This is a genomic window from Alkalibacterium putridalgicola, assembly GCF_040959045.1.
Lineage (GTDB): Bacteria > Bacillota > Bacilli > Lactobacillales > Carnobacteriaceae_A > Alkalibacterium > Alkalibacterium putridalgicola.
In genome coordinates this window covers 1,822,906-1,845,020 of record NZ_CP162615.1, presented here as the reverse complement: position 1 = coordinate 1,845,020, position 22,115 = coordinate 1,822,906, and the positions used below count along the sequence as shown (strand labels likewise).

Annotated in this window: 26 protein-coding genes and 1 rRNA gene; 13 read left to right on the top strand and 14 right to left on the bottom strand. The window is 42.6% G+C overall.

All coding sequences use genetic code 11. The features are described from left to right. Nucleotides 1-75: 75 nt before the first annotated feature. From hisIE to AB4027_RS08780, 9 genes are read right to left on the bottom strand one after another with little or no spacing between them, the layout of a single operon-like run. Entirely contained in the window at nt 76-717 is a 642-nt protein-coding gene (gene hisIE, locus AB4027_RS08820; RefSeq protein WP_368645044.1) for a bifunctional phosphoribosyl-AMP cyclohydrolase/phosphoribosyl-ATP diphosphatase HisIE, read from the bottom strand. Next, nucleotides 710-1,474 carry an imidazole glycerol phosphate synthase subunit HisF gene (hisF, locus tag AB4027_RS08815; RefSeq protein WP_368645043.1) on the bottom strand — a complete coding sequence of 255 codons (765 nt, stop codon included), beginning with the start codon at nt 1,472-1,474 and terminating at the stop codon, nt 710-712. Before hisF ends, hisIE begins: the two co-directional genes overlap by 8 nt. Then, nucleotides 1,471-2,175, bottom strand: coding sequence for a 1-(5-phosphoribosyl)-5-((5-phosphoribosylamino)methylideneamino)imidazole-4-carboxamide isomerase (gene hisA, locus AB4027_RS08810; protein WP_368645042.1), 705 nt, complete (start codon nt 2,173-2,175; stop codon nt 1,471-1,473). Before hisA ends, hisF begins: the two co-directional genes overlap by 4 nt. Then, complete coding sequence (gene hisH / locus AB4027_RS08805) at nt 2,172-2,750, bottom strand: imidazole glycerol phosphate synthase subunit HisH (RefSeq protein ID WP_368645041.1); 579 nt, start codon at nt 2,748-2,750, stop codon at nt 2,172-2,174. The genes hisA and hisH overlap by 4 nt, the downstream gene beginning before the upstream one ends. Continuing rightward, nucleotides 2,747-3,328, bottom strand: a complete 582-nt coding sequence (gene hisB / locus AB4027_RS08800) for an imidazoleglycerol-phosphate dehydratase HisB (protein WP_368645040.1) — start codon at nt 3,326-3,328, stop codon at nt 2,747-2,749. Before hisB ends, hisH begins: the two co-directional genes overlap by 4 nt. Then, complete coding sequence (locus AB4027_RS08795) at nt 3,325-4,323, bottom strand: histidinol-phosphate transaminase (RefSeq protein WP_368645039.1); 999 nt, start codon at nt 4,321-4,323, stop codon at nt 3,325-3,327. Before AB4027_RS08795 ends, hisB begins: the two co-directional genes overlap by 4 nt. After that, a complete protein-coding gene (gene hisD / locus AB4027_RS08790) occupies nt 4,320-5,570 on the bottom strand; it encodes a histidinol dehydrogenase (RefSeq protein ID WP_368645038.1) in 1,251 nt (416 codons plus the stop codon). Before hisD ends, AB4027_RS08795 begins: the two co-directional genes overlap by 4 nt. Before the next feature lies 1 nt (nt 5,571). Beyond that, nucleotides 5,572-6,180: an ATP phosphoribosyltransferase gene (gene hisG / locus AB4027_RS08785; RefSeq protein WP_368645037.1), complete on the bottom strand. Its 609-nt coding sequence runs from the start codon at nt 6,178-6,180 to the stop codon at nt 5,572-5,574. Next, nucleotides 6,177-7,052 (bottom strand): ATP phosphoribosyltransferase regulatory subunit, encoded by an 876-nt coding sequence (locus tag AB4027_RS08780; protein ID WP_368645036.1) that lies wholly within the window; start codon nt 7,050-7,052, stop codon nt 6,177-6,179. The genes hisG and AB4027_RS08780 overlap by 4 nt, the downstream gene beginning before the upstream one ends. A 104-nt stretch (nt 7,053-7,156) precedes the next feature. Between AB4027_RS08780 and hisJ the strand changes: the two genes are divergently transcribed. The 3 genes from hisJ to AB4027_RS08765 all read left to right on the top strand — a co-directional run bounded on the left by hisJ (nt 7,157) and on the right by AB4027_RS08765 (nt 9,077). After that, nucleotides 7,157-7,981 (top strand): histidinol-phosphatase HisJ, encoded by an 825-nt coding sequence (gene hisJ, locus AB4027_RS08775; RefSeq protein WP_368645035.1) that lies wholly within the window; start codon nt 7,157-7,159, stop codon nt 7,979-7,981. Then, nucleotides 7,974-8,195 (top strand): YdbC family protein, encoded by a 222-nt coding sequence (locus tag AB4027_RS08770; protein ID WP_091488026.1) that lies wholly within the window; start codon nt 7,974-7,976, stop codon nt 8,193-8,195. The genes hisJ and AB4027_RS08770 overlap by 8 nt, the downstream gene beginning before the upstream one ends. 75 nt (nt 8,196-8,270) lie before the next feature. Further along, the gene (locus tag AB4027_RS08765; protein ID WP_368645034.1) at nt 8,271-9,077 is read left to right on the top strand and encodes an aldo/keto reductase family protein; all 807 of its coding nucleotides are present in this window, start codon (nt 8,271-8,273) and stop codon (nt 9,075-9,077) included. 56 nt (nt 9,078-9,133) lie between these two features. Here the strand turns inward: AB4027_RS08765 and AB4027_RS08760 are convergent, their stop codons facing one another. Further along, nucleotides 9,134-9,736 (bottom strand): viroplasmin family protein, encoded by a 603-nt coding sequence (locus AB4027_RS08760; protein WP_368645033.1) that lies wholly within the window; start codon nt 9,734-9,736, stop codon nt 9,134-9,136. Nucleotides 9,737-9,954: 218 nt separating this feature from the next. Here AB4027_RS08760 and AB4027_RS08755 point away from each other — a divergent pair, with 218 nt between their 5' ends. The 3 genes from AB4027_RS08755 to AB4027_RS08745 are packed head-to-tail and all read left to right on the top strand — an operon-like array spanning nt 9,955 to nt 12,038. Next, nucleotides 9,955-10,629, top strand: a complete 675-nt coding sequence (locus tag AB4027_RS08755) for a YutD family protein (RefSeq protein ID WP_368645032.1) — start codon at nt 9,955-9,957, stop codon at nt 10,627-10,629. A gap of 19 nt (nt 10,630-10,648) precedes the next feature. Continuing rightward, nucleotides 10,649-11,419: a TIGR01457 family HAD-type hydrolase gene (locus tag AB4027_RS08750; protein WP_091488052.1), complete on the top strand. Its 771-nt coding sequence runs from the start codon at nt 10,649-10,651 to the stop codon at nt 11,417-11,419. Continuing rightward, a complete protein-coding gene (locus AB4027_RS08745; RefSeq protein ID WP_368645031.1) occupies nt 11,412-12,038 on the top strand; it encodes a TIGR01906 family membrane protein in 627 nt (208 codons plus the stop codon). The genes AB4027_RS08750 and AB4027_RS08745 overlap by 8 nt, the downstream gene beginning before the upstream one ends. 178 nt (nt 12,039-12,216) lie before the next feature. Here the strand turns inward: AB4027_RS08745 and AB4027_RS08740 are convergent, their stop codons facing one another. From AB4027_RS08740 to AB4027_RS08730, 3 genes are read right to left on the bottom strand one after another with little or no spacing between them, the layout of a single operon-like run. Further along, nucleotides 12,217-12,726 carry a phosphatidylglycerophosphatase A gene (locus tag AB4027_RS08740; RefSeq protein ID WP_146880594.1) on the bottom strand — a complete coding sequence of 170 codons (510 nt, stop codon included), beginning with the start codon at nt 12,724-12,726 and terminating at the stop codon, nt 12,217-12,219. 15 nt (nt 12,727-12,741) lie between these two features. Next, on the bottom strand, nt 12,742-13,743 hold the full coding sequence (locus tag AB4027_RS08735) for an NAD(P)/FAD-dependent oxidoreductase (RefSeq protein ID WP_368645030.1): 1,002 nt from the start codon (nt 13,741-13,743) through the stop codon (nt 12,742-12,744). Between the two features lie 36 nt (nt 13,744-13,779). Beyond that, nucleotides 13,780-14,262, bottom strand: a complete 483-nt coding sequence (locus tag AB4027_RS08730) for a divergent PAP2 family protein (RefSeq protein ID WP_091488036.1) — start codon at nt 14,260-14,262, stop codon at nt 13,780-13,782. 156 nt (nt 14,263-14,418) lie between these two features. Between AB4027_RS08730 and AB4027_RS08725 the strand changes: the two genes are divergently transcribed. Continuing rightward, the gene (locus AB4027_RS08725) at nt 14,419-15,015 is read left to right on the top strand and encodes a peptidylprolyl isomerase (protein WP_368645029.1); all 597 of its coding nucleotides are present in this window, start codon (nt 14,419-14,421) and stop codon (nt 15,013-15,015) included. A 31-nt stretch (nt 15,016-15,046) separates the two neighbouring features. Next, complete coding sequence (locus tag AB4027_RS08720; RefSeq protein ID WP_368645028.1) at nt 15,047-15,901, top strand: ROK family protein; 855 nt, start codon at nt 15,047-15,049, stop codon at nt 15,899-15,901. 60 nt (nt 15,902-15,961) lie between these two features. Here AB4027_RS08720 and AB4027_RS08715 read toward each other — a convergent pair whose 3' ends face one another. Then, nucleotides 15,962-17,137 (bottom strand): MalY/PatB family protein, encoded by a 1,176-nt coding sequence (locus AB4027_RS08715; RefSeq protein ID WP_368645027.1) that lies wholly within the window; start codon nt 17,135-17,137, stop codon nt 15,962-15,964. Nucleotides 17,138-17,297: 160 nt separating this feature from the next. On the opposite strand from AB4027_RS08715, the gene AB4027_RS08710 reads away from it, so the two are divergent. The 5 genes from AB4027_RS08710 (at nt 17,298) to AB4027_RS08690 (ending at nt 22,065) form a co-directional block, all read left to right on the top strand. Next, nucleotides 17,298-17,675 carry a CvfD/Ygs/GSP13 family RNA-binding post-transcriptional regulator gene (locus tag AB4027_RS08710; RefSeq protein WP_368645026.1) on the top strand — a complete coding sequence of 126 codons (378 nt, stop codon included), beginning with the start codon at nt 17,298-17,300 and terminating at the stop codon, nt 17,673-17,675. Between the two features lie 40 nt (nt 17,676-17,715). Further along, nucleotides 17,716-18,108, top strand: a complete 393-nt coding sequence (locus AB4027_RS08705) for an NUDIX domain-containing protein (protein WP_246119075.1) — start codon at nt 17,716-17,718, stop codon at nt 18,106-18,108. 27 nt (nt 18,109-18,135) lie between these two features. Next, nucleotides 18,136-19,485 (top strand): glucose-6-phosphate isomerase, encoded by a 1,350-nt coding sequence (locus AB4027_RS08700; protein WP_368645025.1) that lies wholly within the window; start codon nt 18,136-18,138, stop codon nt 19,483-19,485. A gap of 96 nt (nt 19,486-19,581) precedes the next feature. Beyond that, nucleotides 19,582-20,109: a GNAT family N-acetyltransferase gene (locus tag AB4027_RS08695; protein WP_368645024.1), complete on the top strand. Its 528-nt coding sequence runs from the start codon at nt 19,582-19,584 to the stop codon at nt 20,107-20,109. 402 nt (nt 20,110-20,511) lie between these two features. Beyond that, nucleotides 20,512-22,065: ribosomal RNA gene (locus AB4027_RS08690) — 16S ribosomal RNA — on the top strand. Nucleotides 22,066-22,115: the final 50 nt, after the last annotated feature.

Here is a 22,115-nt window from a genome sequence, read left to right as displayed (position 1 = left end):
AAGAGCTTTTTTAGATAAGGAGTGATCGCTAAAATAATCCTGGGATGAGAGGGTTAAGCATATCAGGATGTTTGTTTACCAGTCTTGTACGTCAGACCGAGCCCCTTTGAAATTATTCTTTTTTTCGTGACGGGAAGCTAAAACGGCTTCGACGTCTTCGATCGACACGCCGGTATGATAGAGCAGTACACCCAGATGATACAAGACATCTGCGGCTTCACTGGCCACTTCGCTTTTATCTTTATTTTTTGCTCCGATCACGACTTCAAAGGCTTCTTCACCGAACTTCTTGGCGATTTTATCGATACCTTCATTCAGAAGATATGTCGTATAGGATTTCTCTTCACCAGTCTCTGCCCGGTTTTCTATCGTTGCTTCGATATCTTTCAGGGTGAAAGAGGGACCGAGATCGAAACAGCTTTTTGACCCCGTGTGACAGGTCGGACCGGCCGGATCGATCATAACGAGGAGGGCATCCTGGTCACAATCCAGGTACATGTCTTTGACGTACTGGACATTACCGCTGGATTCGCCTTTTTTCCATAATCTGTTTTTAGACCGGGAAAAGAACCAGACAACGTCATCCTGTTTTGTCTTTTCAAATGCTTCTTCGTTCATATAGCCCATCATGCGAACATCTTTTGTGGTGTAGTGCTGAAGGATAACGGGAAGTAATCCTTTTGAAAAATCAGGCTGCAGTGAATCGTAGTTAGTCATGGCGCATCGGCACTCCTTTTAATTGGCATAGATCTTTGACTTCGTGTATGGAGACATCTTCATCGTGGAAAATGGAGGCGGCAAGCCCAGCTGACACATCAGTATTCTGGAAAAGGTCTGCAAAATGCTGGGCATTTCCTGCACCGCCGGAAGCGATGACCGGGATTGACACGGTTTCTTTGATTTTTTTAAGCAGTTCGTGGTCAAAGCCCTGCTGCATGCCGTCATAATCCATGCTGGTGATCAGTAATTCTCCGGCTCCTCGTGCTTCCACTTCCTTGACCCAATCCAGAGCTTTGACATCAGTTCTTTTCTTGCCGCCATGGGTGTAGCAGTACCAGTCCTGTTCTGTTTCTTCCCATTTCGCGTCGATGGCGATGCAGATACACTGTGAACCGAACTTTTCGCTGGTTTCATTTATCAGGGACGGATCATTTAATGCAGCCGAATTCAGACTTACCTTATCTGCGCCTGCATTCAGCACAGCTGAGATGTCTTCCGAAGATTTCAAGCCGCCCCCGATAGTCATGGGGATAAAGAGTTCTTTAGCAGTTTTCCGGATAACATCGAGCATCAGGGCATTTCCCGTATGTGTTGCTGAGATGTCAAGAAAAACCAGCTCATCGGCACCTAATGTATTATAGCGTTTCGCTAATTCGACTGGATCGCCGATCTCCCGAAGTCCTTTGAATTGGATTCCTTTGACTACGACACCATCTCTGACGTCCAGACAAGGGATGATACGTTTTTTTATCATGAAATTCCCTCCCAGAAAGCTTCTGTATTCGCAGCTTTTCCAACAATGGCCGCTTTGATACCGGCTTGTTCCAGGCGTTTCAAATCGTCTAAACTGCGAATACCACCTGAAGCAGTAACTGGATGAGGGGTAAGCTCGACCAGTTTTTCTGTGAGTTCGAAGTTAGGTCCCTGCATTTTACCGTCTTTAGAGATGTCCGTATAAATGATGCCTCCCAAAGCAAGCGAAGCCGTTTCTTCAGCGACATCGTATATCGTTTTATCCACGGATTCTGTCCAGCCGTTCACTGCGACCTGATCTTTTTTTGCATCAAGGCCCAGATAGATCTTGCCTGGATAGAGCGTAGTCATTTCTTCCAGCCACTGACTGTCCTGCAGTCCCCGTGTGCCGACGATGACGTAAGAGGCACCACTGGAGAGGTAGTAGTCGATCGTCTCTTTTGAACGGATACCGCCCCCGATTTCGACAGGGTAAGCACTGGATGCGATCAGTTCCTTGATGAACGATTTTTCGCTAGGTTTTTTGTGCAAGGCACCCATGAGATCGACGATATGGATGCGTGTGACCTGTTTGAATCGATTGTAAAAAGAGATGGCTTCTTTTGGGGACCGTTTCATAACTTCTTTTGAATCATAAATACCTTCTGTCAGTCGTACACTCTGCTGATCGATCAAATCGATTGCCGGCCAGATTTCTATCATAAATCAAAACCACCTTTCAAAGCCTGATCGAGAATGTGGAGACCCTGGTCACCACTTTTTTCCGGATGGAACTGGATACCGATCAGATTGTCTTTCTGTACGATAGCGACAACAGGATTTCCATAATTCGCTGTGGCAACAACATTTTCATCTGTGTGTACTTTGTATGAATGGATAAAGTAGACGTCTCCCTGAAGTGATGGGAGAGATGAATTCAGTTTATTCCATCCCAGATGAGGAACGGGAAGAGACCCAGTGATTTTTTTGACTGTACCCGGGAGATAACTCAATCCCTCAGCATCTCCTTCTTCGCTGTGTTCGAAAAGAAGCTGCATCCCGAGACAGATTCCGATGAAGGGTTTCTGCTTTTTTAATTCAGTCAATACGGGTACCAGATCGAGTTCGTTTAAACGGTTCATGGCATCTTTAAAATGTCCGACACCAGGGAGTATGATCGTATCGGCCGCTTTTAGTTTAGTGACATCATGCGTCACAATGGTCTCATATCCTAAATAGTGAAGAGCGTTAGACAAGTTGGCGATATTACCTAGACCGTAATCTACAATGGCAATCATTCTTCAATGACTCCTTTCGAAGAGGGGAGTCTGGAAACATCCGAAGACTGCGATGCTTTTCTCAGAGCCTGGGCAAAAGACTTGAACAGGGCTTCGATTTCATGATGGGTATTTCCGCCACGTAAAAGATCCATGTGCACGGTCAGTCGGGCATGCATAGTCAGAGCATAGAAAAATTCTTTGACCAGCTGAACATCAAATCTTCCCACTTTCTGGCTGGAAAAATCCGCATCAAAATGCAGATAGGGACGACCGCTTATGTCAACAACCGTCCGTGCCAGCGTCTCATCCATCGGCACATAGGCGGTTCCATAACGTTCGATCGATGACTTGTCCTGATTCAATTCAGCGATAGCCTGCCCGAGCAGGATACCGATATCCTCAGTTGTATGGTGGTCATCTACATCAGTATCGCCATCAACTGTGACATCCAAAACGTAATGCCCATGGAAGGCAAACAGGTCAAGCATGTGATTCAAAAAGCCCACACCTGTATCGATCGATGATTCTTTCAATCCTTTGTCTACGCTTAATCTGATTTTTGTTTCTTTTGTATTGCGTTCTTTAGTTACAGTCATTGCGAGTCACTCCATTTTCTGACGATTTGTCTTAGCTCTGCCATTTCTTCAGTGGTTGCGATCGAATATCTCACGGCTTCTTTGAGCGTCGGATGATCCAATTCGGGATACATTCTGGGCTGAAAGCCGTGCTGCTTAACATAAGCTCCCAGCTCCAGTGCTTTTTTTCCATGTGTGAATAAAAAGTTCGTATGGCTTTTCAGTATGCTGATATGTTCTCCCGCTTCTTCATGAAAGATAAGCTGAAGTTCTTTTGCCAGTTTTCGGTTCAATTCTATGAAATCACTGAGTCTCTCCGGCTGATTCAGTAAATAATGAGCAATATTTAAAGAAAACGTATTGAGCGGGTAAGGATGCGCTATGGAATTCAGAACATTCATTGTTTTTTCAGTCGACATGGCAACACCGATCCTCAACCCCGCCAGCCCGTAAACTTTGGAAAGCGTACGAAAGCGAATGACATGATCGCCTTCCGGATAAGAGGGAAGCTCTTCCAGAAATTCGGCGTAGGCTTCATCAATGATCAGGTAGCCTTTTACTTCTTCCATCAATTCTGCAGCTTTTTCAATGAATTCGACTGGATGCATCATGCCAAACGGATTACTCGGCTGTGAGAAAATGAAGACGGAAGGGCGGTACTCTTTTATTTTCTCAAAGACTTCTTCATAGTCAAAAGTCATGTCTGCCTTGGCATCCACTTTGATCAGGGGACGCTTGAACTGGATGGCGTATTCTTCATACATGACAAAATCCGGATCTAAAATCAAGGCAGGGCCTTCACCTAATATGATCATGGCTTTTTGGATCCATTCATCAGAGCCGTTCGCAAAAGAGACTAAATGGGGATCCAGTCCATTATAGGCAGCATAGCTTTCCTGCAGCTTCTCGTATTCATTATCCGCATACTTATTGAAGTGTGTGTCTATTGCGAGAGCGCTGATTTCATCTTCAGCCAGTGCTCTATAAGGACTTTCATTTTTATCTATACGTATCATTTGTTTTCCTCCATTCGACAGGCTAATGAATCATGGTGGGCCTGCAGTGATTCCTCCAGAGCTAGACGCATACCGCTTGGAGCCATGTGCTTGAACGACTCTTCTTTCAATGCAATGATCGAATTGGTCCGCAAAAAATCATTGACCGTCAGACCGCTGCTGAAACGTGCGGTACCTCCTGTTGGCAAAACGTGACTGGGTCCTGCCACATAGTCACCGATGGCTTCTGGAGAATAGTCACCGATGAATAAAGCGCCGGCTGTATTGATGCGATCGATATAGGAGCTGGCATCTTTCGTTTGAATGGATACATGTTCACCTGCGATGGTATTGACGCAGTCGATGGTTTCTTCTTTATCAGCTGTCAGAATAGAGTAGTGATGATCTCTGAGACTGGTTTTTATAATAGCGGTACGCGGCTGGTCATCGACCAGATCATCGACTTTTTGCTGGATCTCTTCAAGTTTTTCCTTGCTTTCACTGATCAGAAACGTACGGGCAAGAACGTCATGTTCTGCTTGAGCAAGCAGATCGTAAGCAACGAATTCTGCACGTGTGTCCTCATCAGCAACCACAACGATCTCGCTTGGCCCTGCGATCGAGTCGATACCGACATCACCGTAGACCATTTTCTTGGCTAAGGCAACATACTGATTACCTGGCCCAGCGATTTTATCAACGGCCGGAATGCTTTCTGTTCCATAAGCTAAAGCGGCAATGGCCTGTGCGCCACCGACTTGAAAGACACGATCGACTTTAGCGATATGGCATGCCGCAAGGATCGCCTGATTCACGCCACTTTTTTGGGGTGGTGTCGTCACAATGATTTCATTAACACCTGCGACCTTTGCTAAAACTGCTGTCATCAAGACGGTCGAAACCAGAGGGGCGGTTCCTCCAGGGACATAGACGCCGACGCGATTCAGTGGATGTACTTTCTGATAAAGCTCCGATGTTTTACCGTCTGAGATTTTTATAGACTGCTGATAATCCCATATATTTTGATAGGCCAGTTCTAAAGATGTTCTTAATTCATCCTCAATGGCATGATAGGCTGATTCAAGCTCAGTCTGCATGACTTCAAGTGTATCCAGTTTGACGTTGTCGAATGTTTCAGAATAATCATAGAGAGCCTGATCTTTGTTCTCCTGCACCGATTGGATGATCGTCATGACTTGTTTCAATTTATCCCAATCTGTTTTATTCGTGGAAGCGGTCACTTCTTTGAATGAATCGAATGTATACATATCATCTAACCCCGTTTTTTAATTGATTTATGATGGATTGTATTTCTGCATTTTTTGAAAAGAATGCGTGTTTGTTGGCTATCAGCCGGGCATTGATGTGATCCAGACAGACTTGTTCCTCCAGACCATTTTCCCGGAGAGTGGTTCCCGTCTGAACGATATCCATAATGGCATCAGCCATATCGATCGTAGCGGCCAGTTCCACAGACCCTTTCAAGGGAATGATTTTAACGGGCTGTCTGATGGAGTCAAAGTAGTCCTGTGTATATTTGACATATTTTGTTGCGACGATCGGATACGTATCTTTTTCTGATTTTGCCGCCAGCGCAAAGTGACAGTAACCGAAAGGCAGATCCATCAGGTTATTTATCTGACGGTTCTGCTCATAGAGAACATCACTTCCAGTGATACCCAGATCCGCAACGCCTTCTTCGACATAAACCGGCACATCTTCACCCTTCACTAAAAGGAAACGGGTGTCTTCTGTCTCGATCAACAGTTCTCTCGAGATGGATTCAAGCGCAGTGTACCACTGTCTTAATTTCTGTTGCTTCAAAAAAGCTATAAAATCTTCTAGTTGTCTCCCTTTGGATAGTGCAATGGTTATCACGATGATTTTCCTCTCTGAACATTAGTCTTTAAAAATAAGCTGGATAAATTAATAGCCATACCGAATGCCCGGGTAGGACTGGAGTACTGTCCGCCGGTCAAAACAGGTTCAACGGAGTAGTCGGCATAGAATTGCAAAAAGATACCTTTATAATAAGATTGGGGAGGGATGGAAAACAGGTCGCAGTAAACGACCCGGATATTGTTTTCAATAAGCTGATCCTGCCAGCGCTGAATCTCTTCCACAGGTTTTCTTAAATCGGGGAAATATTCTTTTGCATAATCCAGCTGATCTGGTACCGGCTGACTCATGAGTCTGACGACTGGATGTGAGTCACCCAGTCTTTTGGTCAGTCCATCCAGGTTGCGTTCACCAAGATACTGCATGATCTCAGAGTTCTGCCGTTCACTTTTAGACAAAAGTTTTTTCAGCAGGGAATAGTGACTGATCACAGCAACATCCAGAGAGAGAGCAAGATTTTCCTTGATATATTGGAGAAGGTCCTCCATTGTAGAGAGCTGTCGGGAAATGTCATCTGTAAAAATTTCCATTCCAAACTGCATTTTTTCTTGATCCATAGGAAAAACCGGACCGGAGTAGGCGATTTTATCCGTTTGCAGTTTGTATTTTTTTCTATAACGCACGATGGCATCAGTCCAGTCGCTTCGCAGCGATAAGAGTGAATCACCTACCTGCCAAATGTGTCTTGATTTCATCATTTTCAGATCATCTTCTGAAAGCCGGTCCCATTCGAATCGTTCCAGTAGAGACAAATCCAGCAAATCATATCCTAAGAAATGGAAATGATGAAGAAAATCCATTTCTTTTCGCTTTTTCTCTAATAAATACTGACTATTTTTCTCAAGACTCATCCAGCAGCTCCTCATTTCCATTTATTTATTATTTTGATACAATGATTTTATATTATAATATAAAATCATATAGATTAGAAAATTTTAACATAAAAGATGTTTTTATGAAAGATTTCAAATTTGAAGGTTTGGAGAAGATCATTATGCCAGCAGATAATCATGTTCATACTCATTTCTGTCCTCATGGCAGCGAGGACGAGATGGAAGCCTATATCAAGACAGCATTGAGTAAAGGATTGAAGCAGCTCACGTTTACTGAGCATGCGCCGCTTCCAATAGAAGACACCACACCTCAAAAAGACAGTGCCATGAGAGCTGAAGATGTTGAAGCCTACTTGAAACGGGGCGAAGACCTGAAAGAAAAATACAAAGAAAAGATCACTATAAATACTGGATTCGAGATCGATTATTTAGAAGGGATGGAGGAAGAAACGAAAACATTCCTGCAACGCTATCCTGAAACAGTACCGCATTCTATATTGAGTGTCCATTTTTTAAAGATACCGGATTCCGGTTACTTCTGTATCGATTACAGTAAAGAGGAATTCCTGAAAAAAATGAAAGAAACCGGTTATGAAAAATTAACCACATTGTATGAGGAAACACTCATGAAGGCTCTGGCGGTTCCTTATGGCAAATGGACCCCTAAAAGGATCGGTCATATCACCTTGATAAATAAGTTTAGTGAAGCTCATGACCATCAAGATATGGTCGACTGGGAAGTTATACTGGAACAGGTGAAAAATAACGGGTATGATCTGGATTATAACTTTGCTGGAATAGACAAACCTTACTATAAAAAGACCTATCCTGACGCAGCACTTGTTGAACGAGCCGTAAAAAAAGGCATCCGGCTAGTTTATGGCTCGGATGCACATCAGTCAAAAGATATTGGAAGATATTTTGAAAGGGGAATGAATAATGGATAAAATTTCATACGAGGTAGTCGAACATCTTGCCGTTCTTTCTGAAACACCCAAAGGATGGAAGAAAGAGCTGAATTTAGTGAGCTGGAATAACCGCCCGCCGAAGTTTGACATCAGAGAGTGGAGTCCGGATCACACGAAAATGAGCAAGGGACTGACGTTCAATAATGATGAATTAGCTCAGCTGAAAAAGGTACTATCTGAAATCGATCTCTAAATGAATTGGAAAAAGGGATGACAGATTTGTTATAATCAATAAAAATAATATATACTTTAACAAGGGAGCGATAAAATGGAATATGTACGCTTGAACAATGGTACGACAATGCCTTACTTAGGAACAGGGACAAATACGTATGGGAAGGAGAATAACGACTATAACGGTGAACTGAATGGCGACTTTTCTGCTTTGGAGTCTGCGATAAAAATGGGTTACCGATTGATCGATACGGCTATATCCTACAGGAATGAAGCAGGAGTAGGAAAAACAGTCAAAGAAAGTGGTATCGACCGCAGTGAATTCTACCTCACTACCAAGATTCCTCCTCAGGATGACTATGTGAAAGACAAAGAGACGGTAAGAAAGACGCTGAATCAGAGCCTTAAAAACTTGCAGAGTGACTATATCGATTTATATCTCATTCATAAACCGATCGAAGATGAAGATAAATTGAAATTGACATGGGAAGTACTGGAAGAATTTGTAGGCAAAGGAAAAATCAGAACGATCGGCGTGTCTAATTTTACGAATGAGGATTTGGAAAAACTGGGCCAGTTTGCAACGATCAAACCGGCTGTTAATCAGATCAAGTCTAATCCTGTAGAATGGAATAATGAATGGATCAAGTTTATGCTTGATCGTGACATCAGACCGCAGGCTTGGGGACCGATGAAAACGACGGACAAACACCGTGACGTTTTAACTGAGATTGGTGGACATTATGGAAAAACGTGGGCACAGGTCCTGCTTCGCTATCAGACCCAGCGAGGCATCATCGTCATCCCAAAATCGCATGATCAAAAAAATCAGAAAGCAAATCTGGAAAGTCTGGACTTTCTGCTCTCTGATGATGATATGAAAAAAATAACTCAGCTGTAAAATGTAAAACAGGGTATTTTCCTCTTAAAGAGGAAAATACCCTGTTATTAACTTGTTCAGGAAGAGGTAGTGAGTGCCTGCTTAGCCAGTTCATCTGCTCTTTCGTTATAAATGACGCCAGTGTGAGCTTTCACTTTCACAAAAGAGATGTTTATCTTGTTTTTAAAAGCTTTAAAGAACTTAACATAATCCTTGGACACTGTTTTATTTGCCTTCCACTGCCCCGTTGCCCACATTTCGATGCCCAGATAGTCATAATAAATGATGATATCTTTGTAACTGTTGTCGATTGCCCACTTGATAGCGTTTAATGCACCAAAACATTCTCCGGCTATCTGGAAACTTTCTGCATATTCAGGATCGCGTGCTGAATTATTCAGTTCTGCCAGAACCTTGTTGTTTTTAAGTAACACCACTCCATAGCTGTAAGTCTGTGTCCGCTTGTCAAAAGAACCATCAACGTAGGCAATAAGTGAATCTGGCGTGACCAGACTGGGTGTTTTCAAGTCACCATTTACATATTCCTGTGCTTCGCGTTCAGTCTGAAACGATTTAAACTGAGCGCTGGGATATCCTGACACTTGTTTTTGAGCGTCCGGCCAAGTAGAATATATACCCGGCTTGCGTCCTTTTTTTACTGCGTAATATTTTTTCGGCATAACTTCTCCTTCAGTCAAAACTATTTATTCTACTACTTTAGAAGAAGAGGGGCGTCTTGTCAATTCAGTAATAATAGAAAAAGCAGGTAATGTAAAAAGGATTATATACGTACAGTGATTGTATGTTAGAATAAGTGGAGATAATAGAAGAGTTTTTTAAGATAATAACAGGTGCAGGAGTCGAGGGGCTCTGGCATTTTTGAAAGGAAAGAATACACGTGAGCAATCAAGACAAAAAAGATAAACAGCCTGAACTGTCTACTGATGCACTGGATAAGGTCATCAATCCGGAAGATAAAACAGTTAAAAAAATCGATTCAGATCATATCTCTATTAAAGACGACAAGTATAAGATCGTGAAAAATTATAGAGAAGCTCTGGACCTTGAATTATTGGAAGAGAGATACAGTGATTTTCTGGAAAAGTATGATTACATCGTAGGAGATATGTCTTACGGGAAATTAAGATTGCGAGGATTTTATCAGGATGAGGTAAAGAAGATCCCAATCGATATGCGCATCTCATATCTGGAAGATTATTTGCTGGAGTACTGCAGCTTCGGTTGTGCTTATTTCGTACTGGAAAACTTGGAACCGAATAAAAAGCAGTCGACTCGTCAGTATGAGTCCAGCAGCAACACTCAGTCACAAAGTAAAGGCAAAAAGAACCGTGGCGGAAAAAAACCTTATAAAAAAAAGAAGGCGTCTCATCCTTCAAAAAAATCAGATAAAAAGGAAAAAACGACTTCCAGCACCAATTCAAGCGGTAAACGATCATTTACAAAAAAGAACCGGAACAAAACTGAGGATTCTAATCAGAAAAAAGAAGAAGTCAAAGAAGTAAAAAGTAATAGCGGCAAGACCCGCTTCCAGATCAGAAAAAAGAAAGATTAGGAGTCAAATCATGCAGGATATCAAATATCGCGGTTATTTTATCGATCTCGACGGCACAATGTATAAAGGAACAGAACCAATCAAGGAAGCCCCATATTTTGTAAAAAAACTGAAAAATAGTAAAATTCCCTATCTATTCCTCACTAACAATTCGACCAGTACCCCCGAAGAAGTTGCGGATAGATTAAATAAAACATTCAATATACCGGCAAAAGCCGAGAATATTTACACAAGTGCTCTTGCCACAGCCGATTACGTTAAAGCGTTGAAAGGGAACCGTGTCTACGTGGTCGGAGAAGATGGATTAAGACAGGCTCTGACTGACGTCGGATGTGAACTGGTAGATGAGGACATCGATCATGTCGTTGTAGGACTTGACAGGCATCTGACATATGATAAATGTGAAGTTGCCAGTCTGGCTATCCAAAAAGGGGCGACGTTTGTAGCAACGAATAAAGATACCAATATCCCTACAGAAAGAGGGATGAGCCCCGGAGCAGGATCTGTGATAGCCATGATCGAAAGAGCCTCTCATACTAAGCCGATATTTGTTGGAAAACCCGAAAAAATCATGATGGCTTCAGCATTGGATAAACTGAACCTTTCTAAAAAAGAGGTACTCATGGTCGGGGACAATTACGAAACGGATATTATGGCGGGAATAAACAGTCAGATCGATACACTGCTTGTACTCACAGGATTTACGAAGAAAGAAGACCTTGAGTATCTGGAGATCCAACCAACGTACGTAATCAATACACTGGATGAGTGGGGCGATGATCGTGCCTGACATTAAAAAAATTGCAGGTGTAATCAGTCTGATTCTATTTATTATTACTGTCAGCATAGCCTTTGTCATATTATTCACACCTTTGTACTACTATTCAGCCTGGTCTCTTGGCCTGCCGGAACAGCTGGGTATGTCAATGGAAACATTAATGGAGAACTATCATGTTTTACTAAGGTATCTTCATTTCCCGTGGATAACCGAACTGAACTTTCCGGACTTCATAAGTTCTGACAGTGGGTTGTTTCATTTCTATGAAGTGAAGCTTCTGTTTTATCTCAATTATTTTGTCCTGATCGTTTCGTCAATTGGCAGCTTCTTTTATTTGAAATCACTGAAGAAGAAGAAACGCTTCTGGACACTTCAGAAAACTTTTTTCATAGCAGCACTTGTTCCGCCGCTGCTCCTCACCTTTTTAGCTGTAAGTTTTGACAGAATGTTTGTGCTGTTTCATGAAATATTCTTCAATAATGATGACTGGCTGTTCAATCCAGCCACAGATCCTATCATCATGGCGCTACCGCAGGAATTTTTTATGTACACCTTTTTGCTGTTTTTCCTGCTTATAGAAGTATTCTTTATTGTTGCTTATCAGTACAGCAAGAGAAATGCTTTCAAATAAACTACACAGGTCAAGTCCGCATATATGGTGTATGACTTGACCTGTTTATTACAGGTAAGGTATAACGCAACTGCAGGATTTGGTGACGGAACATTTCTTTGAATAGATGTTTAATTGTTACACGAAAATACAGAAATAGCCGAGACTAAGAGTCCCGGCTATTTCTGTATTTTATATTCTATTTCATTATTTTAGAAATACCCGGATTATCATGAGCAAGGCGGCTGGCAGCCGCTGCAGCAATGGCGCCTACAATATCATCTAAAAAAGTGTGTGTTTGATTGGAGTGAGTATGATCATCCAGACGCTTGATCAGTTTCGGCTTGGTTTTATCCAGAAAGCCGTAATTGGTAAACCCAATAGAACCGTAAACATTCACGATGGATAGAGCCAGTATCTCATCGATACCATACAAACTTTCATCTTCTTCAATGATTTCCTGAAGGGGACTGGAAAGTTTGCCTTCTTCTGTCAATACATCCAATTCAATGCCTGTGAGTATAGCGTTCTGCACTTCTCTTTTTCTGATAACAGCCTTGACATTTTCCAGGCAGAGATCCACCGATATCTCAGTCAGGTAAGGGGACTGTAAATCGTATACCAGCTCAGCGATCTCTTCTAACTCAACACCACGGTCGTTCAATCTTTTCAATGCAACTTCATGTAATTTAGATCCTGATTGTACCATAATGATTCCTCCTTTTTATTCTTCGAATGACAACTTAGTACTCTGTATAGGTTGGGCATGTTCTTTTGGATGAATGGAATGTACAGCGTGATTGACAGCGGTGGGGGCTTCCCCGAAACCGGTAGCGATCAGCTTGATTTTTCCATCAAAAGTGATACTGTCTCCTGCGGCATAGATACCGTCGATCGATGTTTCCATTTTACTGTTTACGATAATGTCTGTCCGGTCAAGGTCCAGTCCCCATTGTTTAACAGGTCCAAGCTTAGAAACAAAGCCATAGTTGACGATGAAATGATCCACATCGATTTTTTTTAGTTTATTTCCTCTTGTTTCCTTGAAAACCACAGAACTCAATGTGTTTCCCTCTCCCAGCAGTTCATGAGGAACATAAGGAGTGAGCAGTTCTATACTCGAAGACTTAAGCATCTCGACGGATCCTTCATGAGCCCTGAATCGGTCGCGTCGATGGACTAAGTATACCTTTTCGGCAATAGATTCTAAAGTAAGAGCCCAGTCGACGGCGGTGTCACCACCGCCACAGATAACAACCGTCTTATCTCTGTATTGCTCGATTTGTTTGACGATATAGTGCAGATTATTCTCTTCATAGATATCCGCATCAGGGATAGTCAGCTTTCTGGGATTAAAAGAGCCTTGTCCGGTAGCTATCACGATGGTTTTGGAATAATGGATGCCTTTAGAAGTTGTCAGTTCAAACAGATGGTCATCCAGTTTCTGTATGTGCGTGACTTCTTCCTCAAGACAGATGGTCTGATCGAAGTGCTGCATTTGAGCGGTCAACTGGTGAACCAGTTCTTTTCCAGTGACCCCCGCGTAACCCCCCACGTCATACAGTGTTTTTTCGGGATACAAGAGGGCGACCTGTCCGCCCAAAACTGGCAGGGATTCAATCATTTTTGTTTTTGCATTCCGCATACCGGCGTAAAATGCGGCAAACATGCCGATCGGGCCACCCCCGATAATGGTTATATCGTATATTTCTTCTGAATCAGTCAAACTTAACCCTCCGTATACAGTTCCTAGTGATAGTGTTTAATAAAAGAGACTAATGACAAGTGCAATAATGATTCCTGAAATGATCCCAAAAAAGACTTCGATCGGTTTGTGGCCAAGGAAACCTCTTGATCTCAGTTCTTCGTCATCTTCCTTCAGCACTTCTTCATGATGGTATTTGGAGAAAGATTTTTGCAGATCATCAAAGTCTCTGATCAGTTCATTGATGATGATCCCATGCTCCCCGCTTTGGCGTCTCACACCCATAGAGTCAAACATAACAATGACCCCGAAAGTGAAGGCGATGGCGACGTAAGGAGAAGCCACTCCATATTCGATCAGTAGACTCGTAACCAGGGCCGTGACTCCTGCTGAGTGTGAGCTGGGCATGCCGCCTGTCGACATAGCCAAGGCTACGGTGGACGGGCGTTTCAAGAAATAGGCAACGGGTATTTTAATAAGTTGAGATAAAATAATGGCTGACAAAGCAGCGACCAAGGGGTAATTTTCCAGTAGTGTCATTTAACAACGTCCTTTATAAGATTTATGAGCACCTTTTAATAATAACATGAACAATAGAAAAAAATTATAAAAAAGTTTCACTAAAGTAAAACTTATTGGAAAACGAAATGAACTACGGTAAACTAAAGACACATCTAAAATAGGAGGAATTAAAACATGAGTGAATTTCCACAGTTAAATGTTGATAAAAATACAGGATTAAGAGCAGTGATCAAAACGAACAAAGGGGACATGACGGTCCGTTTATTCCCTGAACATGCACCCAAAACGGTCGAAAACTTTGTTGGTCTTGCAAAAAAAGGATATTATGATGGGGTCATCTTCCATCGCGTCATCCCTAACTTCATGATCCAGGGAGGCGATCCTACCGGAAGCGGCATGGGGGGAGAAAGCTTCTTCGGCGGAAATTTTGAAGATGAATTCAGTCCGGAACTGTTCAATTTAAACGGAGCCCTTTCAATGGCAAATGCGGGTCCAAATACCAACTCAAGTCAGTTTTTTGTTGTCACCATGTCAGAGCTTCCTGAACAAATGGTCTCCCAATTGGAAGCTGCCGGTTTCCCTGATGAAATCATCGAAGCCTATAAGGAAAAAGGCGGAACACCTTGGCTGGATCAGAAACATACGGTTTTCGGACAACTTGTAGAAGGTTATGATGTAGCTGATACCATCCAGAATGTAGACAGAAACGCTATGGACAAACCGAATGAAGATGTTGTAATCGAAACAGTGACGATATTGGATGACAAATAAAAACCAGTTGATATGAGAAAAGAGGTATTTCATGTTAGGTGCGATCGAAGCAGGTGGAACAAAATTCGTTCTTGCAGTGAGCGACAACACTCTTGAACATGTGGAAAAGCTCTCTATTCCAACCACGACACCTGAAGAAACGTTTGATAAGGTTTTTGAATTTTTTGATAATTACACTCTGGAAGCCATCGGTGTTGGATCATTTGGTCCGATCGATGTAAATAAGAACTCTTCTACCTACGGCTATGTCACATCTACACCTAAGCTGGCATGGCAGAATGTCGATTTTTTAGGAAAACTGAAAGAAAGATACGCTGTCCCCGTCGCATGGACAACAGATGTCAACGCAGCGGCATACGGTGAACTGAAAAAAGGTGCTGCCGTTGGTAAAAACTCTTGCCTTTATCTCACGGTCGGGACAGGTATCGGAGGAGGAGCCGTAATTAACGGAGAGCCTCTTGAAGGCTACGGACATCCTGAAATGGGGCACATTCCGGTCAGAATGCACGAAGAAGATTCCTTTAAAGGCACCTGTCCTTATCACAGCAACTGTCTGGAAGGACTTGCTGCCGGTCCAGCGATAGAACAGCGATACAATAAAAAAGCTCAGTATCTGACCGACAGGAAAGACGTATGGGACATTGAAGCCTACTATCTTGCGCAAGCGCTGATGACTTACACGTTGACACTTAGTCCTGAAAAAATCATTTTAGGCGGTGGGGTCATGAAACAGTCACAGCTGTACCCGCTTATCAGGAAAGAATTTTCCAAGCTGGTAAATGGTTATGTGGCGACACCAGACCTAGACGAGTATATTGTCTCGCCGGGACTGGATGACAATGCGGGCGTAACTGGGTGCCTGCTCCTGGCACAAAAAGAATTATAGCAAGTAAAAAAGCATTTCTCTAAGTCGAGAAATGCTTTTTTACATATATTAGTTACTATTTTAGTTACTATAATGATCGAAAACAGTCTTGATCCGCTCCAGGCCATCCATAAGAAGAGACTTGGGGACAGCAAAATTCAGTCGCATATATGATTTTCCGCTTGGACCGTAGCTGATGCCATCGTTCAGTCCAATTTTTCCTTTTTGAGCAAACGTTTCTCTCAACTTATCATCGTCAACGCCTAAACGAGAAGCATCGAACCAGAAAAGGTAAGTGGCTTCAGGGACCATATAGGAGACCTCGGGAAGTTCTTTGTCAAAAAAATCGGTGACGATCGAACGGTTGGCTTCCAGTTTTTCAAGTAAGGCTTCATGCCATTCATTTGACTCTGACAAGGCAGCTTCAGTCGCTCTCATCCCAAATGTGTTAACGATATCCAGTTCGGTTTCTTCCTGGACCTTTACCAGCTTAGCCTTTAAAACTTCATTAAAGACTAGGATGAAAGAAGTCTTAACCCCTGCAATGTTAAAAGTCTTAGTAGCTGAATGAAGGGTGACCACCCAGTCCTTATATGAATCATCTAAAGTAACAGGTGATACACAAGTCTTCTCACTGTATACAAGATCACTGTGGATCTCATCGCTGATCAGGATCACCTTATATTTTTTACACAATTCTACCAGTTGGACCAGCTCATCTTCTGACCATACTCTTCCGCCGGGATTATGCGGATTACTTAAAACAAATAACCTGATATTTTCATCTTTAAACTGACGTTCTATATCATCAAAATCCATTGTGTACTGTCCATCTTCAATATCCAGAGAAGTGCGGAAAACACGCCGTTCGTTTTTGTTGACCATTGAAAAGAACGGGGGGTAAACTGGTTCATGTATCAGTACACTCTCTCCGGGTTCAGTGAAAGCCTGGACAGCTACAGCAATGGATGACAGCACACCAGGCGACAACAGGATGTTCTCTCTTTCCGTGGGCATGTTATGCTTGGTTTTCTGCCAGTTACTGATAGAAGTGAAGAGTGAATCCGGGGGAAAAGTATATCCGAGGACTTCTTCATCGATCATTTTTCGGAGGGCATCTTTAATGGGGCGGGCATTATCGAAATCCATGTCAGCTACCCACATAGGTAAAACATCAGGACTGCCGAAAATCTTCTCAGCTCTGTCCCATTTGACACTGCTCGTCTGTTTCCGGTCAACTATCTTCTCAAAATCCATGTGATCGCTCCTTTAACATAATAGTATAGTTTAAGTATCTTTCATCTGACTTATGATATCAAGGGGGTAAATACATAAGATGGTTTCCAAAACTGCCTTTTTCATGCTATACTATTTTATGATAATTCGAATCATGCCATGATAGTAAAGAGGTGAGTTCATGGTCTACAAAATCGGTCAGAAAGTAAGAGGAACCGTTACTGGAATTCAACCGTACGGAGCCTTCGTTTCCATAGATGAGGACACACAGGGGCTTATTCATATATCAGAACTGAAACATGGATATATAAAAGATATAGCTGAAATTGTTTCTAAAGGAGACGAAATCGATGTCATGATCATGGATATTGATGAATATTCTAACAAAATCAGTTTATCTCTAAGGAGTCTTCAGAAACCTAAATACCATCCTTTTGCAAACCGGAAAAACATCTCCAGATATGGAAGGAAAACAGGTGTCGGATTTAAATCGATCGATGATAAGATGCCTGAATGGACAGAACGAGCTCTGAAGGAAATCGAAAACAGCAGAAAATAGCCAGTCCTTAAAATTTAGTAATAGAAGGGTGTAAATAATAGTGATTAAGGGAAACCATTATGTAGCCAGTACTATCTTAGTTAAAGATGAAGAAGGTCGTTATGTATTTTTGGTTAAAGAAGAGAAAGATGGATATTCGTTTCCAGCCGCTGTCGTTGAACCTAAAAAGACAGGGCTAGCCTGTGTGATAAACAGACTGAAAGAAATCGTCGATATTAATATCGAGAATTTAGAGTTGAACGAGTTGACCAATGCGATCGTTCACGACAATCGTATTCCCTTATTCGTGTTTATTTATGAAGACGATGACCTTTCATCCCCCCAAGATCTCTTGATAGAAAATAATGATTTATCATGGGTCCATTCAGAAAATATCGTCTCTACACTGGAAGAGTGGAAAATTTCCGGTGTTCCACAATTTTTACTTATATAAAATATAAAAAAATGGAGGAAAAAATTTATGTCACACATTACATTTGATGACTCTAAGGTAATGGGTCAGTTTATCAATAAAGAGGAATTGGATTATATGCAGCCGCAAGTCACTGCTGCACACAAGTTGCTGCGCGAAAAGACTGGTCCCGGTAGTGACTTTCTGGGATGGGTAGATTTACCGGAAGATTATGACAAGGAAGAGTTCAGCCGCATTAAAAAGGCTGCTGATAAAATCAAATCTGATTCAGAAGTTCTTGTTGTTATCGGTATCGGTGGCTCTTATTTGGGTGCAAAAGCCGCCCTCGACTTTTTAAATCACTCTTTCTATAATGAACTGAGTGCAGATAAACGTGATACACCTCAGATTTTCTTTGCAGGTAATAGTATCAGTTCTACCTACTTATCAGATCTGATCGAAGTGATTGGAGAGAAAGATTTCTCTGTCAACATTATTTCTAAATCTGGAACGACAACTGAACCTGCTTTGGCGTTTAGAGTGTTCAAAAACCTTCTGATCGAAAAATATGGTGAAGAAGAAGCAAAATCACGTATTTTTGCTACAACAGACAAAGAGAAGGGTGCACTGAAATCATTAGCTGACGCTGAAGGCTATGAATCTTTTGTTATCCCTGATGATGTCGGCGGACGCTTTTCTGTATTGACTGCTGTAGGTCTGCTGCCGATTGCTGTAGGCGGGGGAGATGTAGACAAGCTGATGGAAGGTGCAAATCAGGCTCGTGTGGATTTCGCTAATGAGAATATAACTGAAAACAGTGCGTACCAATATGCTGCTTTAAGAAACATCCTGTATAGAAAAGGAAAAGTGACAGAACTGCTGATCAATTATGAACCAAACTTGCAGTACCTTTCAGAATGGTGGAAACAATTATTCGGTGAATCAGAAGGCAAAGATCAAAAAGGCATCTACCCATCAAGTGCAAACTTCTCTACTGATCTGCACTCTTTAGGGCAGTATATCCAAGACGGTAGAAGAAACTTATTTGAAACAGTTATTAAAGTGGATAAGCCTAAGAAGTCATTGACCATCCCTAAAGAAAAAGAAGATCTGGACGGTTTAGGTTATCTTGAAGGAAAAGAAATCGACTTCGTGAATACGAAAGCTTTTGAAGGAACTGTTTTGGCTCATACAGATGGCGAAGTGCCAAACTTTGTATTGACCATCCCAGATACATCAGCTTATACATTAGGTTATCTCTTTTATTTCTTCGAAGCTGCTGTAGCAATCTCAGGCTATTTAAACAGTGTCAATCCGTTTGACCAGCCGGGTGTAGAAGCTTATAAGAAAAATATGTTTGCACTATTAGGAAAACCTGGATTTGAAGATCTGGCAAAAGAACTGAATAACAGATTATAATCTGCTTTAAAAGAGAAAAGAGCATTTGCTCTTTTCTCTTTTTTTAATATCGTGTATTCTATTAATTAAATAGCTTTGAGAGAGGGGTTCTTTATGATGAATATTAATGTAGTGCCAGCACAGTTAAAGGATTTGAGTCTTGTAAAACGGTTATTATTCGAAACGGCGGAGTGGCTGAATAAAAAAGGATCCACTCAGTGGGCAGGTTTGTTAAAAGGAGAAGACGTTCATAATATTGAAGGAGCTATCGAACGTCAGGAGGTATTCCTCGTATACCGGTCTGAAAATATAGTAGGAACGTTTGCCTTGTGGAGTAAGCAGACAGCCTGGGATAAAGACTTTTGGGGAATAGATGAAACGAGTGATGTCTATTATTTGCACCGATTGGCTTTGTCAGCAGATGAACACGGCCGGAATTCCGGAAGTCTATTGCTGGATAAAGCAATAGAGGTTGCGGTAAGAGATGAAAAATCCGGACTCCGTTTAGACTGTGTAGCGTCTAATGACTATTTGAACTCGTTTTATAAAAGAAATGGGTTCATATTCGTTGGATCGGTCGAGCAATATGACAATGGTGAAGACCTGCAGGATTATCATTTATACTTCTGGGAAAATAAAATATAAAATAGTATTGACTATAGTTGAATTACCTGTTATTATTAATCTCGTTGCTGCAAAACAACGATTGAATTCCAGCAGCGAGGTTTTATAAATTTGTTGTTGACATTTTACTCACGACCAGATATACTTAAGTAGTTGTCGTAGAGGCAAAGGGAACGCTTACAACTTTGAAATGTTTTCTAAAATAATTTCAAAAAGTTCTTGACAACGAAAACGAAAGCCTGTAATATTATATGAGTTGACACGAAACGTCGTCAACGTCTGAACGAGTGAGATCTTTGAAAACTGAACAAAGTAAAACAACCAAATGTGCAGGGGTCTTCGATCCGTTTTATCGGATCAGGACAACACAAACGAGTTAACATGTTTAACTCACATTATTTAAATTGAGCTATTTCAAACTACCAAAATGAGAGTTTGATCCTGGCTCAGGACGAACGCTGGCGGCATGCCTAATACATGCAAGTCGAACGATGAAGCACTCTGCTTGCAGAGTGCGGAAGAGTGGCGAACGGGTGAGTAACACGTGGGGAACCTGCCCATAAGAGGGGGATAACATCCGGAAACGGGTGCTAATACCGCATAGGTGATCATAGCGCATGCTTAGATCATTAAAGATGGCTTCGGCTATCGCTTATGGATGGCCCCGCGGCGTATTAGCTAGTTGGTAAGGTAATGGCTTACCAAGGCAGTGATACGTAGCCGACCTGAGAGGGTGATCGGCCACACTGGGACTGAGACACGGCCCAGACTCCTACGGGAGGCAGCAGTAGGGAATCTTCCACAATGGGCGAAAGCCTGATGGAGCAATGCCGCGTGAGTGAAGAAGGTCTTCGGATCGTAAAGCTCTGTTGTTAGAGAAGAACAAGAGGTGTAGTAACTGGCACCTCCTTGACGGTATCTAACCAGAAAGTCACGGCTAACTACGTGCCAGCAGCCGCGGTAATACGTAGGTGACAAGCGTTGTCCGGATTTATTGGGCGTAAAGCGAGCGCAGGCGGTCTTTTAAGTCTGATGTGAAAGCCCACGGCTCAACCGTGGATGGTCATTGGAAACTGGAAGACTTGAATGCAGAAGAGGAAAGTGGAATTCCATGTGTAGCGGTGAAATGCGTAGATATATGGAGGAACACCAGTGGCGAAGGCGACTTTCTGGTCTGTAATTGACGCTGAGGCTCGAAAGCGTGGGGAGCGAACAGGATTAGATACCCTGGTAGTCCACGCCGTAAACGATGAGTGCTAAGTGTTGGAGGGTTTCCGCCCTTCAGTGCTGGAGCTAACGCATTAAGCACTCCGCCTGGGGAGTACGGCCGCAAGGCTGAAACTCAAAGGAATTGACGGGGACCCGCACAAGCGGTGGAGCATGTGGTTTAATTCGAAGCAACGCGAAGAACCTTACCAGATCTTGACATCCTCTGACCACCCAGGAAACTGGGCTTTCCCTTCGGGGACAGAGTGACAGGTGGTGCATGGTTGTCGTCAGCTCGTGTCGTGAGATGTTGGGTTAAGTCCCGTAACGAGCGCAACCCTTATTGTTAGTTGCCAGCATTCAGTTGGGCACTCTAGCGAGACTGCCGGTGATAAACCGGAGGAAGGCGGGGATGACGTCAAATCATCATGCCCCTTATGATCTGGGCTACACACGTGCTACAATGGATGGTACAACGAGTTGCGAGACCGCGAGGTTTAGCTAATCTCCTAAAGCCATTCTCAGTTCGGATTGCAGGCTGCAACTCGCCTGCATGAAGCTGGAATCGCTAGTAATCGCGAATCAGAACGTCGCGGTGAATACGTTCCCGGGTCTTGTACACACCGCCCGTCACACCACGAGAGTTTGTAACACCCGAAGTCGGTAGGGTAACCCTTTATTGGGAGCCAGCCGCCGAAGGTGGGATGGATGATTGGGGTGAAGTCGTAACAAGGTAGCCGTATCGGAAGGTGCGGCTGGATCACCTCCTTTCTAAGGATATTGCCATTAGGGCAAACGGAACCTTGCACAGGTTGCTTTTA

What these genes read in the sequence shown, in the direction of transcription:
- hisIE (WP_368645044.1), bottom strand. Translation starts at nt 717, where the DNA reads ATGACTAACTACGATTCACTGCAGCCTGATTTTTCAAAAGGATTACTT.
- hisF (WP_368645043.1), bottom strand. Translation starts at nt 1,474, where the DNA reads ATGATAAAAAAACGTATCATCCCTTGTCTGGACGTCAGAGATGGTGTC.
- hisA (WP_368645042.1), bottom strand. Translation starts at nt 2,175, where the DNA reads ATGATAGAAATCTGGCCGGCAATCGATTTGATCGATCAGCAGAGTGTA.
- hisH (WP_368645041.1), bottom strand. Translation starts at nt 2,750, where the DNA reads ATGATTGCCATTGTAGATTACGGTCTAGGTAATATCGCCAACTTGTCT.
- hisB (WP_368645040.1), bottom strand. Translation starts at nt 3,328, where the DNA reads ATGACTGTAACTAAAGAACGCAATACAAAAGAAACAAAAATCAGATTA.
- AB4027_RS08795 (WP_368645039.1), bottom strand. Translation starts at nt 4,323, where the DNA reads ATGATACGTATAGATAAAAATGAAAGTCCTTATAGAGCACTGGCTGAA.
- hisD (WP_368645038.1), bottom strand. Translation starts at nt 5,570, where the DNA reads ATGTATACATTCGATTCATTCAAAGAAGTGACCGCTTCCACGAATAAA.
- AB4027_RS08780 (WP_368645036.1), bottom strand. Translation starts at nt 7,052, where the DNA reads ATGAGTCTTGAGAAAAATAGTCAGTATTTATTAGAGAAAAAGCGAAAA.
- hisJ (WP_368645035.1), top strand. Translation starts at nt 7,157, where the DNA reads ATGAAAGATTTCAAATTTGAAGGTTTGGAGAAGATCATTATGCCAGCA.
- AB4027_RS08770 (WP_091488026.1), top strand. Translation starts at nt 7,974, where the DNA reads ATGGATAAAATTTCATACGAGGTAGTCGAACATCTTGCCGTTCTTTCT.
- AB4027_RS08765 (WP_368645034.1), top strand. Translation starts at nt 8,271, where the DNA reads ATGGAATATGTACGCTTGAACAATGGTACGACAATGCCTTACTTAGGA.
- AB4027_RS08760 (WP_368645033.1), bottom strand. Translation starts at nt 9,736, where the DNA reads ATGCCGAAAAAATATTACGCAGTAAAAAAAGGACGCAAGCCGGGTATA.
- AB4027_RS08740 (WP_146880594.1), bottom strand. Translation starts at nt 12,726, where the DNA reads ATGGTACAATCAGGATCTAAATTACATGAAGTTGCATTGAAAAGATTG.
- AB4027_RS08730 (WP_091488036.1), bottom strand. Translation starts at nt 14,262, where the DNA reads ATGACACTACTGGAAAATTACCCCTTGGTCGCTGCTTTGTCAGCCATT.
- AB4027_RS08725 (WP_368645029.1), top strand. Translation starts at nt 14,419, where the DNA reads ATGAGTGAATTTCCACAGTTAAATGTTGATAAAAATACAGGATTAAGA.
- AB4027_RS08720 (WP_368645028.1), top strand. Translation starts at nt 15,047, where the DNA reads ATGTTAGGTGCGATCGAAGCAGGTGGAACAAAATTCGTTCTTGCAGTG.
- AB4027_RS08715 (WP_368645027.1), bottom strand. Translation starts at nt 17,137, where the DNA reads ATGGATTTTGAGAAGATAGTTGACCGGAAACAGACGAGCAGTGTCAAA.
- AB4027_RS08710 (WP_368645026.1), top strand. Translation starts at nt 17,298, where the DNA reads ATGGTCTACAAAATCGGTCAGAAAGTAAGAGGAACCGTTACTGGAATT.
- AB4027_RS08700 (WP_368645025.1), top strand. Translation starts at nt 18,136, where the DNA reads ATGTCACACATTACATTTGATGACTCTAAGGTAATGGGTCAGTTTATC.
- AB4027_RS08695 (WP_368645024.1), top strand. Translation starts at nt 19,582, where the DNA reads ATGAATATTAATGTAGTGCCAGCACAGTTAAAGGATTTGAGTCTTGTA.